The organism is Streptacidiphilus sp. EB129 (genome assembly GCF_041262645.1).
Taxonomy (GTDB): domain Bacteria; phylum Actinomycetota; class Actinomycetes; order Streptomycetales; family Streptomycetaceae; genus Streptacidiphilus.
The window spans coordinates 139,956-155,691 of record NZ_JBGCCS010000001.1 but is presented as its reverse complement, the minus strand read 5'-3'; the positions used below and the strand labels follow the sequence as shown (position 1 = coordinate 155,691).

The window sequence follows — 15,736 nt, the reverse complement described above, 5'->3', positions numbered from 1 at the left end:
CTCCCGCATTCGGACGACATTCCGGCAGCCGTTCGCGGTAGCACGTCCACCGCACATTGCCTGATGCCTGCTCACCGCCGACCCTCGGCCGCAGGGCCCCTGTCGCGCAAGGGCGGTCGTGCATAAGGCCTAGCGCGACTGGTCCCCCCGCCGGATCCGGAGGCCATGGGTCCGCTCCTAGGCTGGGGACCGCCGATCGAGTCGGGCTTCTCACCCGTACCCGGGGAGAGGGCCCGCGCGCCGCCGCAGTCGGGAGACTTCCATGCAGAACCAGATCTCTGGGCAACACGTTCTGATCACCGGTGGCATGGGATTCATCGGGGCGTCACTCGCCAGGACACTGCTGGACGGCGGCAACTCGGTGACCCTGCTCGACGCGGCCGGGCCGGAAGGGTCCACCGCGCAGGCGCTCGGCGTGACCGGTCACCCCCGGGTCCGCTGCGTCCGGGGCGACATCACCGACCGGCGCACCTTCCGTCTCCTCGGCGAGGACTACCAGTACATCGTCCACGCCGCGGCGGTACTGGGCGTCGAGCGGGTGTGCCGCGAGAGCATCCTGACACTGGACGTCAACATCCGCGGCACCCAGCTCTGTCTGGACTTCGCCGCCCGGCAGCGCGCGCTGCGGCGGATCCTGGTCCTCAGCACCAGCGAGGTCTACGGCCGCTACGCCGGCGGGGCCGCCGAGACCGCGTCCATCCGGCTCGACCGCGACTCGCTGCGCTGGAGCTACGCGGCGAGCAAGGCCGCGGGCGAGTTCCTGGCCATGGCCTACCACGCCGAGCGCGGGGTACCGGTGTCGCTGGTGCGCCCGTTCAACATCTACGGTCCGTACCGCTCCGAGGGCAACGCCATGACGACCTTCGTCAGCCGCGCGCTCCGCGGCGAGGCGATCGTGGTGACCGGTGACGGCGCGCAACGGCGCTCCTGGTGCTTCATCAGCGACTTCCTCGACGGCGCGATCCGCTGCCTGAGCAGCGACGCCGCGCTGGGCGAGACCTTCAACATCGGCAACGACGCCACCTCCCTGTCGATCCTCGAACTCGCCCGGCTGGTCGTGGAGCAGAGCGGTTCCCGCTCACCCGTCCAGGTGCGCGGCGACCGGACCGCGGACGTCGTCGACCGTGCCCCCGACATCGGCAAGGCCCGCCGGGTGCTGGGATACCGGCCCACGGTGGGCCTGGTGCCGGGCGTAGCGGCCGTGATCGAGGCGACGCGCACGGACGCACGGCCGGTCCGGCCGGCCAGGCCGTCCAGGCCGTCCCGTCGGCGCCTCACCACGGTCCGCTGACCCACGGGCCGAAAGAGGGCTGCCTTGACGGACGAAGGAGGGTGCCATGACTCTCGTCGCTGACATCCGGCGCGGCACCGCCGTGGTGGGCGTGGTGGGACTGGGATATGTGGGACTGACGAACGCCATCGCCTTCGCCGAGGCCGGGTTCCGCGTGGTCGGGCTCGATGTCGAACCCAGCCGGGTGGCCCGGATCGGCAGGGGCGAGAGCCACCTGGAGCACGTCCCGCACCGGGACGTCGCACGCCAGGTGACAGCCGGACGGCTCACCGCCACCACCGACTTCTCCGTCGTCGCGGAACTCGACTGCATCCTCATCTGCGTGCCGACACCGGTCCGGCACGAGGGGCCGGTGCCCCAGCCGGACCTGTGCCATGTGAAGGCCGCGGCCGAGCTGATCCAGCCCCTGCTTCGCCGGGGCAGCCTGATCGTGCTGGAGTCCACCACCTACGCGGGCTGCACCGAGGAGGTGCTGCAGCCGATCCTGGAGCGCGGCGGCCTGCTGGCCGGCCGCGACTTCCTGCTCGGCTACGCGCCCGAGCGGGTGGACCCCGGCAACGCGCGCTTCGCGCCGGCCGGGATCACCCGCGTCGTCAGCGGCTGCGGGGCGTTGTGCCGGGAGGCGATCGAGACCCTGTACGCCAAGGTGTTCAGCACCGTCGAGACGGTCTCCTCGATCCGCGCCGCCGAGATGTGCAAGCTCTTCGAGAACACCTTCCGCTGGGTCAACATCGGCCTGGTCAACGAGCTGAAGATGCTCTGCGACCGCCTCGGGATCGACGTCTGGGAGGTGGTCGCGGCGGCCGCGACCAAACCCTTCGGCTTCATGCCCTTCCAGCCCGGCCCCGGCGTCGGCGGACACTGCATCCCGGTCGATCCGTACTACCTGGCCTGGAACGCCCGTCAGCTCGGCCTTGAGGCCCGCTTCGTGTCGGCGGCCGGAAGCGTCAACGACCGCATGCCCGAGTACGTGGTCCAGCGCACCGCCGAGGCCCTGCGGGCCGGCGGCGGGCAACTCGCCGGGGCCCGGCTGCTGGTGGTCGGCGTCGCCTACAAGCGCGACATCGACGACATCCGGGAGAGCCCGGCGGTGACCGTGATGCGCATGCTGCACGACCGGCACGCCCTGGTCGACTACCACGACCCGCACGTCCCCGAACTGGCCGAACACCTGGTCGGCCGGTACGCGGTGAAGTCCGTCCCGCTGTCGCCGGAGGCGATCCGGAGTTACGACGCGGTACTGATCCTGGTGGACCACTCCGACATCGACTGGGCAGACCTGATCACCCACGCCGCCCTGGTCGTCGACACCCGCAACGTCACCGCCCAACTCACCGCAAGCCCGACCTACCACGGCCCGCACATCGTGAAGGCCTGACGCGGGTGAGCGCTCAGACGAGCAGGGACTCCAGCGGCTGCAGGGTGCGGTCCCAGGCGAGCCGGCCGGCCTGGGCGTAGGCCTCGTCGCTGAGCCGCTGCCACTCGGCCGGGTCACCGAGCGCGGCGACCGCAGGGCCGAAGGTGGACTCGTCGTACGGGACCGAGCCGCGCAGCCCCTCCAGGTGGCGCCGCCAGGACGGGACCAGGACCGGCAGGCCGTGGGCGAAGTACTGCAGGTGCTTGGCCGAGAAGCCGTCCCGGCGCAGCTCGTCCCGGGTGCAGGTGACCAGTCCGAGCTGGTAGTCGGCGAGCACCTCGGGGGACGCGTAGCCGAGGTGTCTCAGGCCCAGCCGGGGGTCCGGCGGCGGGCCGCCGTAGACGTCGATGTGCGGGTACAGCCGGGTGAGCCGCGCGAGCAGGTCGAGGTTGATGAACCGCGAGCTCAGCGAGCCCAGGTAGGCGATCCGCGGCGGGTCACGGAACCGGGCCCGCCGCGGCGAGGGCACGCAGCCGAAGTTCAGCGTCAGCAGGTTGCGTCCGCTGATCCCGTAGTGCTCGACGGCGTAGCGGGCGTAGGAGTCCCAGTGGAAGGCCAGATGGTCCACGCCCTCGAACAGTGCCGCCTCCCGGCGCCGCAGGCTGCGGTGCTGGCGGCCCGTGAGCCTGCCCTCCAGCAGCAGTTCGTCGGCCCACGGGGTGGGGCAGTCGTACAGCGTGCGGGCGGGACCGGCCCCGGTCAGCACGCCCGCGTCGTAGGGCTCCTCACAGACGATCAGGTCGAACTCGTCGAGCGGCAGCGAGGAGCGCAGGATGCCCCGGCGCAGCCTCTGGTCGGCCAGCAGCAGGTGGTACGACAGGGTCCGGCGGAGTCCCTCGCGGCGGAGCAGCAGGGCGGACGCCGCCTCGGTCGCGTACAGGGCGAGCCTGCGCGGCGCCGGGGCGGGGAGCCGGCTGCCGACGCTGCCGGGCCGGGCGGAGGCGCGGCTGAGCCGGTAGGTGTCGACCAGGGTCACCTGGTGGCCCCGCTCCCGCAGGAAGCGCTGGACCTGGAGCGGCTTCAGCTGGTTGGCATAGCCGTCCAGCTGGCAGACGACCAGTACCCGCTTGCCCGCCGGGCGCGGTTCCTCCGCGGCGGTCCGCGGTCCCTCCCCGGTGGTCGGTGTGGCGGCAGTCATCCCGCACCTGCCTTCTCCGGTGCCGTTGCTCCCTTGCCGGTGCGCGGCGTGGCCAATGCTTGGCGGCGGCGCCCGCGTTGGCACCGCCGTGCCGCCATCGCACCGCTCTGCCGTCACCCTACGTGGACGGAGCCGGGCCGGTCGCGGGTGATCCGTAGATGGCGTACGAGAAGTCGTCCTGCCACCGGATCCCGGGCTCGCGGGCCGTGCCTAGGTTGTGGACAAGGTCACGTCCGCTCTGAGGAGGCCCGCGATGCACGTGTCGATGGTCGACGCGACGGTGGTCGACGGCGGAGCGTCAGCAGTGGCGTCCGAGGTCGACGAGTCGCCGATCCCCTTCGCGCGCACCGAGATCTGCCCGGAGGCGCGCGAGGCCGCGCGGCTGGTGCTGGAGTCGGGCTGGGTGAGCGCCGGACCGCAGACGGGGCTGTTCGAGCGCGAGTTCGCGGACCGGGTCGGGGCCCGGCACGGCGTGGCGGTGAGTTCCTGCACCGCCGCCATCGAACTCGCGCTTCGGGCACTGCGACTGCCGCCGCAGAGCGTGGTCCTGGTCCCGACCCTGACCTTCTGCGGCGCCGCGCAGGCCGTGGTGCACGCGGGACTGCGGCCGCTGCTGGTCGACGTCGATCCGGGGACGGCGATGCCGACGCCCGGCACCGTCGCCCACGCGGTCCGGGACTGCGGGCCGGCCCAGGCGATGATGGTGATGCACTACGGCGGGTCCCCCGCGCCGGTGGAGGAGCTCGCCGAGGCGGCCGGACTGCCGCTGCGGCGGGTCGTCGAGGACGCCGCACACGCCCTCGGCACGTCCGTCGGCGGCCGCCCGGTGGGCTCCCTCTCCGAGGCGACCTGCTTCAGCTTCTACGCCACCAAGAACCTGCCGATCGGCGAGGGCGGCATGGTGACCACCGACGACGACGATCTCGCCGAGTGGGTGCGCCGGGCCCGGCTGCACGGCATGTCGGCGGACGCCTGGCGGCGCAACCTCCCCGGCGGCAGCTGGCAGTACACCGTCGACGAGGCCGGACTCAAGGCGAACATGACCGATCTGCAGGCCGCCATCGGGCGCGCCCAGCTGCACCACCTCGGCGACTGGCAGCACCGGCGCGAGGTCCTCGCCGCCCGGTACACCGGGCAGCTGCGGTCCGTGCCGGGGCTGGTGCCGCCGTCGGCCCCCCGGATCGGACGCCACGCCTGGCACCTGTACGCGATCCGCGTCCTGGAGCGGTACGGGATGTCCCGGGACGAGCTGCTGTCCTGGCTGGCCGAGCGGGGCATCGGCAGCTCCGTGCACTTCATCCCGCTGCACCAGCTCTGGTACTTCCGCCGCACCGCGCTGCGCCCCCCGGAGGGGCTGCCCGGGGCGGACGCGCTCTTCCCGCAGCTGCTCTCGCTGCCGCTGCACCCAGGGCTCACCGACGACCAGGTCGACCGCGTCTGCGCTGCGCTCGCGGCGGCGCCGCAGGCACAGCAGCCCCGCACGCAGCGAGCCGACACCCCGGCCCCGCAGGCGCAGGAGCCGCACCCGCACGCGTCGTCCGCGCAGGCCGCGCCCGTGCCGGCAGATTCCGCGCAGGCCGCGTCCGTGTGGGCAGAGTCCGTGTGGGCAGAGTCCGCGCCGGGGCCGGATCCGGAGCGGAGCCCTCATGACTGACGGCCGACCGCCGCGCGGAACCACCGGCCTGCGGACCCTCATCGTCGGGGCCGGCCAGGCCGGTCGAGCGCTGGCCCGCGACCTGCTGCGGGTGCCGGAGTTCGGCCTCGCGCCGGTCGGTTTCCTGGACGACGACCCGGACAAGCCGGGCAGCGGCCCGCTGCCCCGGCTGGGCGCGCTGGACCAGACCGGACCGGCGGTCACGGCGCACCGGATCGAGGCCGTCGTGGTGGCAATCCCCGGGCTGCCCGCCGAGCGCTTCCACCAGGTGGCGGCGGCCGGGGCGACGGCCGGAGCCAGCGTGCGCTACCTGCCCTCGTTCACCGCCGCGCTGCGGCACGACCCACGCGGTACCGATCGCCTCCCCGACCCGCGCAGCGCCCTCGGCGGCTCGGGTGGTGGCGGCACGCTGGACATCAGCCGCCTGATCGGCCGCCAGGACCCGACCGCCGCAGGCCCTGAGGCCGTGGGCCCCGATGCGGTGAGTGCCGAGGCGCGGGACGCCGTCGCCGGGCGCCGGGTGCTGGTGACCGGCGCCGGTGGATCGATCGGCAGCGCGCTGTGCCGCGCCCTGCGCGCCCTCGGGCCGGAGCGACTGTTCCGTCTCGACCACGACGGCTCCAACCTCTACGGCTGCAACCTCTACGGCCAGGCCCGCGACGACGACGTGGTGATCTCCGACATCCGCGATCGTGCCCGGCTTGAACAGGTGTTCCACCAGCTGCGACCCGACCTGGTGTTCCACACGGCCGCGCACCACCACCTGGCGATGCTCGAACACCATCCCTGCGAGGGTGTGAAGTCGAACGTGCTCGGCACCGACCACCTGGTCCAGGTCGCCATGAAGACCGGCGTCGAGCGCTTCGTCCTGGTCTCCACCGACAAGGCCGCCGATCCCGTCTCGGTGCTCGGGGCGACCAAGCGGCTGGCCGAGTCGCTCGTGCAGGCCCGGCACACCGCGTCCACCGTCTTCGCCGCCGTCCGGCTCGGTGATGTGCTGGACAGCCGCAGTTCACCGCTCGCCGCCCTCTCCGCCCAACTGCGGTCGGGGGCGCCGGTGACCGTGGCCCACCCGGACCTGACCCGCTTCTACCTGACCGTCGATGAAGCCACCGCGCTGGTGCTGGAGGCTGCCGGGCTGGCCACCGGCGGTGAGGTGTTCGTCCTGGAGCTGGGCGCACCGGTGCGCGCGCTGGACCTGGTGCACCGACTCGCCGAGCAACTCGGCACGGAGCAGCCGCAGATCGGGTTCACCGGACTGCGGCCGGGCGAGAAGCTGAACGAGGCGCTGTTCTCCGAACGCGAGCGGCGCCGTCCCACCACGCACCCCCGGATCCGGGCCGCGGTGCCGTACTCGCCGCGCGAGCTCGGCTTCATACCGCTCGGCCTGCCCGGCCTCTACGCCGCCGCCGAGCGCAACAATGCCGCCGAGGTACGCAGCAGGCTCGCCCGGCTGCTCCCGGGATTCCCGCCGCCGGAGCGTACGGCCCCGTCGGCCACCGCCGAGCGGCAGTTGGTACCGGCTGCCACTCCGTACGCGGGAGGCATCTGATGCTGCGCCGCCGCAAAGCAGGCCGAAGCGAGGAAGGTCCGGGCGTGGAAGGTCCGGGTGTTGAGGCTCCGGGCGTGGAGGGTGCGGACACCCTCGGTGGCGTATCGCGGCACCGACGTCGGCGCCGCATCCTGCTCTCGCTGCTCGCCGCGCTGGTGGTGCTGCTCGCGCTCGGCGCCGGCGGAGTCTGGTACGGCGTCAACCACTACGCCGGCCAGGTGCAGCGGATCCCCAACGCGCTGCCTACCGTCCCCGCCTCGCAGCGTCCGGTGAAGCCGGCCGCCGAGGCCGGCGCGGTGACCTTCCTGCTGATCGGCACGGACTCGGAGTCGACGGTGCCGACCACGGGCAACGCGGCCAAGGCCCCACTGTGGGTGTACGGGGCGCAGCAGAGCGACACCATCATGCTGCTGCATCTGACCGCCGACCGGAAGAACGCGTACGTGATCTCGATCCCGCGCGACACCTGGGTGCCGATCCCCGGCCACGGCAGCGCGAAGATCGACGCGGCGTTCTCCTGGGGCGGCCCGCCGCTGCTCATCCAGACCGTCGAGCAGCTCACCAACGTCCGGATCGACCACTTCGGCGCGATCGACTGGAGCGGTTTCAAGGCACTCACCGACGCCGTCGGCGGCGTGACCATCACCATCCCGAGCAACTCCTACGACTCCGAGCAGAACATCCACTGGACCGCCGGGACCTACACCATGAACGGCACCACCGCCCTGGCCTACGTCCGGCAGCGCTACGGCTTGCCCAACGGTGACCTGGACCGGATCGCCCGGCAGCAGAACTTCCTCCGGGCGCTGATGTCGAAGACCTCCGGCGAGTTCTCGCTGACCAACCCGTTCGGGGTGAACCGGGTGCTGGACGCGGTCACCAAGGCGGTCAGCGTGGACGATCAGCTGTCCAACGGCGACCTGCGCGATCTCGCGCTGAGCCTGGTCGGCCTCAAGGCCGGCAACGTGACCTTCGCCAGCGCTCCGCTGGGCCAGTTCATCACCGTGGACGGCCAGGACGCGCTGACGCTGGACCCGAGCCGGACCCCGCAGCTCTGGCAGGCGATCAGCCACGACAGCCTGCCGTCCTGGATCCACCAGTACGGCGGCGACACCGTGCTTCCGGCCGCAGTGCAGTGAACGGCCGAACGGGTGAAGGTGCGCCCCGCCGAACGGGTGAACGTGTGAAGCGGCACCATCGCGTCTCAGCGGCGCACCGGCGGGGAGGCCAGCTCCACGCCGAGGCGGTTGGCGAGCGCCACGGCCTCCAGCCGCGAGTGCACGCCGAGCTTGTCGAGGACGCTCTGCACGTGGGTGCGGGCGGTGTTGGTGGTCATGCTGAGCGCATGCGCGATCTCGGTCGTGCCGTCGCCCTGGGTGAGCCGCCGCAGCACCTCCAGTTCCCGCTGGGTCAGCCAGCGGAACGGTTCGCTGGGGCCGTTCCGCCGGCTTCTGGCGTGCCGGATGGTCTCCAGGGCCAGCACCGGTTCGATGAACAGCTCGCCGGACGCGACTCGCCGGAGCGCGCCGTCGAGCACGTCGATGCCCTGGTCCTTGCTCAGGTAGCCGGCCGCGCCGGCCTCCATGGCGGCCGCCACCAGCACCGGGTCCGGGTCCCGGGAGAGCGCCAGGATCCGGACCTCCGGCTCGTAGCGGTGGATCAGCCCGATCACGTCGACGGCCCGGCCGTCCTCCAGGTACAGGTCCAGGACGCAGATCTCCGGACGGTGCGCGAGCACCGCGCGCATCAGCCCGCTGCGGGAGGTGGCGGTGGCCTTGACCTGGTGGCCCCGGCCGACCAGGGCCAGCGCCAGAGCGTCCGCGAGCAGCCGGTGCGCGTCGGCCACGATCAGTTCCACGACGGGCCCTCCTTCCGGGGCGGACGCTGCCGGTGTGCCCTTCCCGGGCTGCGTCCTCCCCGGCTGCATCCTTTCCGGCTGCGTCCCCTTCAGAGAAGCAGACCGGAACCGACCCGGCCACCAGTGGCGGGCCCGCGCACCCCGTGACAGCCTCGAAGGCATGTCGGGCGCGATCAGCATCGTGGTGGCCGACCGGCGCCGTACGGTGGCCGAGGTCCTCGCGACGGGGCTGCAGCACAGCGGGATGGCGAGCCGCGCCGTCACCGGAATGGCCGAGGCGCGCAGTCTGGTCGCGGCCGGGCACGGCGACGTGGTGGTGGCCGACATCGGCCTGCTGAACGCGGACGGCCTCCCCGAGGAGGGCCTCCCGTGGGTCCGCGAACTCAACGTGCCGGTGATCGTCCTCAGCGAGGGCGGCGGCAGCGACGATCTGGCCTGCGCGGCCGTCCGCGCGGGGGTCCGGGGATGGGTGCCCAAGAACAGCTCGCTGCGGCACCTGGTGATGGTGATCGGCGGGGTGCTGCGGGAGGAGACCTGGATCCCGCCGCCGCTGCTGACCCGGGTCCTCGACGAACTGCTGACCCTGCGGGAGACCCAGGAGCAGGGCGCGGAGTTGCTGTCCGGCCTCACCAGCCGCGAACGCGAGGTGCTGAGCCTGCTCTGCCTGGGGCTGAGCCGGCCGGAGATCGGGCGGCGGCTCTTCCTGTCGACCAACACCGTGCGCACCCATGTGCAGAACCTGATGATCAAACTCGACGTGCACTCCTCGGTCGCCGCAGTGGCCCTGGCCAACCGGGTCGGTCTGGCCCAGCCCCTCGACGACCCCGGCCGCGCGTCGTGATCCCCCTGACCGTCGTGATCCCCCCGCGCACCGTGACGCCCGCGCGGGGAGCCGCGTCCGGCACGGTCCCGCCGGCCGAGGAGCTTGACCATGGGCGCACACAGCCCAAGAGTGGGCCGATGATCTCCGCACACTCCGCCACCGGTCCGACCCGCCACCACGACCACCGCGATCGCAGCGCCCGCCGCGACCGGCCGGCCGGTGTCACGGCCGTGGCCGCCGCCGCGGTTTGGCTCGCCGCTCTGCTCAGCGGCTGCAGCTCGGCCGGGCCGACGACCCCCCGTCCCGGCACCTCCGTCGCGGCCACCGGCGGAGCAGCGGTGCCCCGGCCGGACCATGTGGTGGTGGTCGTCGAGGAGAACCACTCCTACGCCGACATCATCGGCAACACCGCGGCCGCGCCGTACCTCAACTCGCTGGCCGGGCAGGGAGCTTCGTTCACCCACTCGTTCGCCGTCACCCACCCCAGCGAGCCCAACTACCTGGCGCTGTTCTCCGGTTCGACGCAGGGCGTGACCGACGACTCCTGCCCGCACTCCTTCGCCGGACCGGACCTCGGCTCAGAACTCACCGGTGCGGGGCTCAGCTTCGCCGGCTACTCCGAGGACCTGCCCGCCACCGGCTCCACCAGCTGCGACAGCGGCGCGTACGCCCGCAAGCACAACCCCTGGCTGAACTTCACCGACGTGCCCGGCACGGCGAACCAGCCCTGGACCGCGTTCCCGCACGACTACACCCGGCTGCCGACGCTGTCCTTCGTCGTCCCCAACCTCGACCACGACATGCACGACGGATCGGTCCAGCAGGGCGACAGCTGGCTGCGCCAGAACCTCGGCGGCTACGCCACCTGGGCGAAGACCCACAACAGCCTGCTCGTGGTCACCTGGGACGAGGACGACCAGAGCCAGGCCAACCAGATCCCCACCCTCTTCATCGGCGAGCAGGTCCGCCCCGGGCAGTATGCCGAGACCGTCGACCACTACCGCCTGCTGCGCACCCTGGAGGACGCCTTCCAGCTCCCCCACGCCGGTTACGCCGCGTCGGTGACCCCCGTCGTCGACGCCTTCCGCCCCACCCCTCCGTGACCTTCCGCGGGGCGCAGAGGGTCCGCTGAGCCGGTCCGCCGTTGCTGTCGCGCAAATGACGTAGCCGAAGTCCCGCCGCTGGCGCATCCTGCCTCGACCGCGGCTTCGTACGGTGAAGGCATCCGGTAGTCACCGTGCCCCGGCCGGGACGGAGGAGTCCGATGGACCTGCGCGACTACGTCAGAGTGCTACGCGAGCGGTGGAGGTTCGTCATCGCCAGCCTGCTGATCGGTCTGTGCGTCGCCGGAGCGGCGATCGCCCTGACACCGCGGACCTATACCGCGCATGCCCAGCTCTTCGTCGCCACCAGCGACACGAACAGCGCCAACGCCTACCAGGGCGGCCTGTTCTCCCAGGAGCGGGTCCAGTCGTACACCCAGATCATCGACAGTCCGTCCGTCATCAACGGCGTCATCTCCACGCTGGGTCTGCACACCACGGCCGAGAAGCTCGCCGGACAGATCAGCGCCACCGCGCCGCTGGACACCGTCCTGATCGACATCAAGGTGACCGACACCTCGCCGCATCAGGCACAGGCCATCGCCAACGCGACGGCTACCCAGTTCACCAGGTTCGTGTCGAGCATCGAGCCGGCATCGCCGAGCGGAGTCCCGCTGGTCAAGGTCAGCGCGGTCGGGCCGTCCGCGGCGCCGACCTCGCCGACGAGCCCCCAGCCGGCGCTCTATCTCGGCATCGGGGCCCTGGCCGGCCTCGCCATCGGCATCACCGGCGCGCTGCTGCGTGCGGCGCTCGACACCCGGATCAAGACCCGCGACGACGTCCGCCAGGAACTCGGCCTGAGGACGCTCGGCGCCGTGCCCGCCAACTCCTCGTCGCGACGCAGGCCGCAGACCGAGGACACGCCCCGGTCGGCGCGGACCGAGGCCGTCGATCAGCTCTGCACCAGCATCCGGTACCTCGGCGGCGGCGATCCGGCCCGGTCGCTGGTGGTCACCAGCGCGCTCCCCGGCGAGGGCAGAACCACGACCGCCGTCGACTTGGCGTTGAGCCTGGCACAGGCCGGCCGCCGGGTCGTGCTGGTCGAGGCTGATCTTCGCCGGCCACGGCTGGCCGAACTGCTCGGCCTGCCGGGAACGGTCGGGCTCACCGACGTCCTGCTGGGAACGGCCGAACTCGACGACGCCGTGCAGGACTGGGGCGACGGGCTGCTGCGGGTCGTGGTCAGCGGCGGAACCGCGGCCGACCCCACCGAACTGCTCGCCAGGCCCGCCCTGGGCGACCTGCTGCGCGCCCTGGAGACGCGCGCGGACCTGGTGCTGCTGGACAGTCCGCCTCTGCTGCCGTTCACCGACGCCGCCGTGCTCGCCGCGGAGGCCGGCGACGCCTGCCTGGTCGTGCGGGCCGGTCGGACCTCCCGCGCGCAGGCACGGCGTGCCCTGGACAGTCTGGCGGCGGTCGACGCCCGGATGCTGGGCGTCGTCCTCACCACGGCGGCCGGGGAGCGGTCGGACGATGTCCGCCACGGCCGCGGTGCGGCCTCGGACGGGACCGCGGCACGCTCCGGACCGCGTCCGACCCCCTGGAAGGCTGACCGGAACGGCGGACCCAGACCACCCCGGTCGACGACGGTGAACGGCGTGCCGGTCCTGACGCTCGACCCCCCGAGCACTCGCGCCGGCAAACGCCGCACCTAGCATCCGCCCAGGTCAGGCAGCGATGTCACCGCAATCGATAGCACTGGTCCTCGGGATCACCGCTCTGCTGGCCGTGATCCCGATCCTGGCTGCGGCCCGCCACGCACTGGCGTTCGGCGACTGGGACCTGACCGCGACGTTCGTCCTCGCCGTCGGGGTGGTCGCGAGTCTGCCCACGATCGTGTCCAGCCTCGGCTCGTCCCAGCCGGTGACGACGAACGCCTTCGGCAATGTCGAAGTAGGGCTGTCAGCCGGCGCCTACCGGTTGGACCAGGCCGGCAACGCCGCGCTGCTCGCCGGAAGCGTGCTCTTCTTCGCGCTGAGGTGCTTCAGCGGCAGGGTGCGGATCAACGTCGCCCCGCTGATCGCCGCCGGAATCTGTCTGGTCACCGCTACCTCCGACGCGCTGAACGGCCATCAGATGTTCGTGAGCAGGCAGGTCGTGCTGCTGGCCGTACTCCTGGCCGCCGCTGTCGCCCGACCGGGTCGCTCCGCCTTCCTCGGCGCGGCCGCGACCGGACTGCTGCTGACGTTCATGGGTGGGGTACGCGCGCTGATCAACGCCAACGCCGTGTTCCGCGACTGCCGATCCGACAAGTGCAGTGTCTTCGGGGTCCTCTACACCGGCGTGTTCCCCAACGAGAACACCTTCGGGCTGGCGCTGGCACTCTCCATCCCGTTCATCTGGATCGCGCTGCGCGGCCCGGTCCGGGTGGTCCTCGCGTTCTACGTGGGCGCTGTCGTGCTCGTGACCGGCAGTCGACAGGCCACCGCGACCGCCGTCGCCGCGCTGTTGTTCCTGCTCCTCCTCGCCCCCCGCCTGCGCGAGCCGAGGAGCGGGGACGACGCCGACGCGAGATCCGGCTCGACGGGGAGGAGTTGGCTGGCGCTGGGAGGCATCGCCGTGGCGGCCGGCACCAGTGTGGTCCTGCCGTTCCTGAACCTCGGCCCCGACGCGCTGTCGCAGCGGGAGGCCTACTGGAGCCTCGCCAGGGGACAGTTGCAATCCTCGCCGATCATCGGGTTCGGAGCCAAGGCCTGGGCCGACCTCTACCAGGTCGGGCAGATCCCGGTGGCGCTCACCTACTCGCTGCACAACCAGTGGCTCGACGTCCTCTACGCGGGCGGGATCATCGGCCTCGCCGGCTTCCTCGCGCTGCTCGGCTACCTGCTGCTGCGCGGCGGCAGCTCCGGCCTCGCGGTCGCGTCCTGCGTCATCATCCCGGTGCTGGTCACCGGGAGCCTGGAGCGACCGTGGTCCTTCGGCATCAACGACTGGCTCAGCTTCACCCTGGTTGCCGCCACACTGATCCCGGTGACGGCGCGCGGCAGTGCGGGGCGCGCCGGCACCGGGCCGACGGACCGGAGGAGGCGCCAGTGGCTGTCTGGGGCCCATGCCCTCACTGCCCCACCGGTCGGCCGGTCAACGATTCCACCGTGGACTCCGACGGGCGGAGAGCCTCGTCCCACGCCGGTCAGCGCGCCTGGGCACAGGGTTCGTCCCTGATCCGCCGCCACTTGCCTTGTCACCCGCGGCCTGTCGCCCACAGCTTGTCACCCGCGGCGACATCTCCCCGCAATCACCGAGAATCTCGCCGCGGCACCGCGACGATCGCGGCTACGACGAGGCCGGCTACCACCGGAAGGCCGGCCAACGTGAGCGGCGCCATGCCGTGCCACCCGGTGCCCGCGACGAGCAGTTCGCCCGCGACAGCCACCAGCACCGCGAGCGCGATCGCCAGGATCCATCGCAGGGGGATGCGTTGCCGGTGGAGTTCGGCGACACGGCCGCAGAGCACCACGAAATACAGCGATCCAGCCACCAGACCGATGGCGGTGGCGGCGACCACCCCGACCACCCCGAACATCAGCGCCAGCGGCACGGTCAACGCGGAATTGACCACCGTCGCGAGCCAGGAGTAGCGGGTCTCCAGGCCGGGTCGCCCAATGGCCCTGACCAGGCAGGTCCGCATCCCGGTGAGCGCGACGTGCACGGTGTACCCCACCAGCAGTGTGGCCGCCACCACCCCGCTCAGCCGCAGCCCCGGGCCCAGCCACACGGGCACGGCGAAGATCACGGCGGCGGTCGAAACCGCTCCGTAGGCGAGCACGGCCCCCAGCCAGCGGGGCTGCAGCAGGTGGAACTCCCGTACCGCGCCTGGCAAGCCGTGCTGGGCGAAGCCGGTGGTCATGCGGGTGAGGATCGGAGGGAAGGCGTAGAGCGGGAGGCTGCGCACCGCGGACGCCGCCTGGAGTCCGGCGGCATAGATCCCGACGTAGCGGATCGGCAGAAGCGCGGCGATCACGAAGGCGTCGATCTCGCCGTTGAGGAACACGGTCAGGCCGGAGACCTGCATCCGAAGGGCGTAGCCGCCGAAATCGCGGCGCTCGCGCGAGGGCGGCAGCAGCGGACGACGGATGACGACGTGCCGCGCCCCCAGCACGAACCCGCCGACCAACAGGACCACGAACCGGAGGGCGGTGACGGCGGCCAGCGCGGTCAGCGACCCGCCGTGCCCGATGACCAGCACCACGCCCGCCGCGTAGACGGCGCAGGAGCAGAGCGTGACACCTGCCAGGCCCCGGAACCGGGCGTTGGCCTGCAGCAGCGAGGTGGCCGAGTTGGTGACCAGCGCGAGGGTGACCAGCGGTCCCAGGAAGCGCAGTACCTCAACGGTCTCGCCCCGCAGTTGCGGCGAGATGTGCAGCAGGAAGGCGGAGGGCGCCAGCAGTACGCACAGGCCGCTGAGGAGCAGGCCGAGTGCGGCGAACAGTGCCAGCGACCCCACAACCAGGCGCCCGGTCCCGGCCCGGTCGCCGTGTGCCTGGTGGAACGCGTAGAAGCGCGCCAGCGAGGCGCTGACGCCGCCGTCCAGGGAGGTGAGAGTGAAGAGCAGGACCAGGATCAGCGACCAGACGCCGAAGCGGTCCAGTCCGAGGTGACGGATCAGATAGGGCGTGAGCGCGACGTTGACGACCAGGGGCGCGGCCTGGGCGATCGCGCTGTAGCCCACTCCGGCGAAGAGATCCGTCCCTGTGCCGCCGACCAGTCGGCCCAGTGAGGCGAATCGAGCACGGGGGCGATCGAGGATTGTCAATGCCCTGCCCTCCAGCCTGTACTGGCAACGTACCTCGTGGGCCGCGACTGGTCGGGGGGTGATCCTCAGATGGCGTACCTGAAGTCGTCCTGCCGCCGGATGCCGCTCCTGCGGAGCGGGCCCGATCCCGCAGCAGGACACAGCGGC

12 protein-coding genes are annotated in these 15,736 nt (G+C 72.1%); 9 read left to right on the top strand and 3 right to left on the bottom strand.

The genetic code is table 11. From position 1 onward, the window contains the following. Positions 1-262: 262 nt before the first annotated feature. On the top strand, positions 263-1,291 hold the full coding sequence (locus ABH925_RS00765; RefSeq protein ID WP_370144554.1) for an NAD-dependent epimerase/dehydratase family protein: 1,029 nt from the start codon (positions 263-265) through the stop codon (positions 1,289-1,291). 46 nt (positions 1,292-1,337) lie between these two features. After that, positions 1,338-2,669 (top strand): nucleotide sugar dehydrogenase, encoded by a 1,332-nt coding sequence (locus ABH925_RS00760; RefSeq protein WP_370144552.1) that lies wholly within the window; start codon positions 1,338-1,340, stop codon positions 2,667-2,669. Positions 2,670-2,682: 13 nt separating this feature from the next. Here the strand turns inward: ABH925_RS00760 and ABH925_RS00755 are convergent, their stop codons facing one another. Then, complete coding sequence (locus ABH925_RS00755) at positions 2,683-3,846, bottom strand: hypothetical protein (protein WP_370144550.1); 1,164 nt, start codon at positions 3,844-3,846, stop codon at positions 2,683-2,685. 253 nt (positions 3,847-4,099) lie between these two features. Here ABH925_RS00755 and ABH925_RS00750 point away from each other — a divergent pair, with 253 nt between their 5' ends. The 3 genes from ABH925_RS00750 to ABH925_RS00740 all read left to right on the top strand — a co-directional run bounded on the left by ABH925_RS00750 (position 4,100) and on the right by ABH925_RS00740 (position 8,191). Then, positions 4,100-5,500: a DegT/DnrJ/EryC1/StrS family aminotransferase gene (locus tag ABH925_RS00750; protein WP_370144549.1), complete on the top strand. Its 1,401-nt coding sequence runs from the start codon at positions 4,100-4,102 to the stop codon at positions 5,498-5,500. Beyond that, the gene (locus ABH925_RS00745) at positions 5,493-7,052 is read left to right on the top strand and encodes a polysaccharide biosynthesis protein (protein WP_370144548.1); all 1,560 of its coding nucleotides are present in this window, start codon (positions 5,493-5,495) and stop codon (positions 7,050-7,052) included. Before ABH925_RS00750 ends, ABH925_RS00745 begins: the two co-directional genes overlap by 8 nt. Positions 7,053-7,126: 74 nt before the next feature. Further along, positions 7,127-8,191: an LCP family protein gene (locus ABH925_RS00740; protein ID WP_370144546.1), complete on the top strand. Its 1,065-nt coding sequence runs from the start codon at positions 7,127-7,129 to the stop codon at positions 8,189-8,191. Between the two features lie 65 nt (positions 8,192-8,256). Here ABH925_RS00740 and ABH925_RS00735 read toward each other — a convergent pair whose 3' ends face one another. Next, on the bottom strand, positions 8,257-8,910 hold the full coding sequence (locus tag ABH925_RS00735; RefSeq protein WP_370144545.1) for a LuxR C-terminal-related transcriptional regulator: 654 nt from the start codon (positions 8,908-8,910) through the stop codon (positions 8,257-8,259). 160 nt (positions 8,911-9,070) lie between these two features. Between ABH925_RS00735 and ABH925_RS00730 the strand changes: the two genes are divergently transcribed. From ABH925_RS00730 to ABH925_RS00715, 4 genes are all read left to right on the top strand, one after another. Next, a complete protein-coding gene (locus tag ABH925_RS00730; protein WP_370144544.1) occupies positions 9,071-9,751 on the top strand; it encodes a LuxR C-terminal-related transcriptional regulator in 681 nt (226 codons plus the stop codon). Between the two features lie 119 nt (positions 9,752-9,870). Beyond that, on the top strand, positions 9,871-10,836 hold the full coding sequence (locus ABH925_RS00725; RefSeq protein ID WP_370144542.1) for an alkaline phosphatase family protein: 966 nt from the start codon (positions 9,871-9,873) through the stop codon (positions 10,834-10,836). A gap of 161 nt (positions 10,837-10,997) precedes the next feature. After that, a complete protein-coding gene (locus ABH925_RS00720) occupies positions 10,998-12,491 on the top strand; it encodes a polysaccharide biosynthesis tyrosine autokinase (RefSeq protein WP_370144541.1) in 1,494 nt (497 codons plus the stop codon). Between the two features lie 22 nt (positions 12,492-12,513). Further along, positions 12,514-13,998 (top strand): O-antigen ligase family protein, encoded by a 1,485-nt coding sequence (locus ABH925_RS00715; protein WP_370144540.1) that lies wholly within the window; start codon positions 12,514-12,516, stop codon positions 13,996-13,998. Between the two features lie 73 nt (positions 13,999-14,071). On the opposite strand, the gene ABH925_RS00710 is transcribed toward ABH925_RS00715, so the two are convergent. Next, positions 14,072-15,589 (bottom strand): polysaccharide biosynthesis C-terminal domain-containing protein, encoded by a 1,518-nt coding sequence (locus ABH925_RS00710; RefSeq protein ID WP_370144539.1) that lies wholly within the window; start codon positions 15,587-15,589, stop codon positions 14,072-14,074. Between the last annotated feature and the right edge of the window lie 147 nt (positions 15,590-15,736).

Excerpts from the sequence above, each read along its gene's own strand:
- ABH925_RS00760 (WP_370144552.1), top strand. The coding sequence starts at position 1,338 with ATGACTCTCGTCGCTGACATCCGGCGCGGCACCGCCGTGGTGGGCGTG.
- ABH925_RS00750 (WP_370144549.1), top strand. The coding sequence starts at position 4,100 with ATGCACGTGTCGATGGTCGACGCGACGGTGGTCGACGGCGGAGCGTCA.
- ABH925_RS00725 (WP_370144542.1), top strand. The coding sequence starts at position 9,871 with ATGATCTCCGCACACTCCGCCACCGGTCCGACCCGCCACCACGACCAC.
- ABH925_RS00730 (WP_370144544.1), top strand. The coding sequence starts at position 9,071 with ATGTCGGGCGCGATCAGCATCGTGGTGGCCGACCGGCGCCGTACGGTG.
- ABH925_RS00745 (WP_370144548.1), top strand. The coding sequence starts at position 5,493 with ATGACTGACGGCCGACCGCCGCGCGGAACCACCGGCCTGCGGACCCTC.
- ABH925_RS00765 (WP_370144554.1), top strand. The coding sequence starts at position 263 with ATGCAGAACCAGATCTCTGGGCAACACGTTCTGATCACCGGTGGCATG.
- ABH925_RS00720 (WP_370144541.1), top strand. The coding sequence starts at position 10,998 with ATGGACCTGCGCGACTACGTCAGAGTGCTACGCGAGCGGTGGAGGTTC.
- ABH925_RS00755 (WP_370144550.1), bottom strand. The coding sequence starts at position 3,846 with ATGACTGCCGCCACACCGACCACCGGGGAGGGACCGCGGACCGCCGCG.
- ABH925_RS00715 (WP_370144540.1), top strand. The coding sequence starts at position 12,514 with ATGTCACCGCAATCGATAGCACTGGTCCTCGGGATCACCGCTCTGCTG.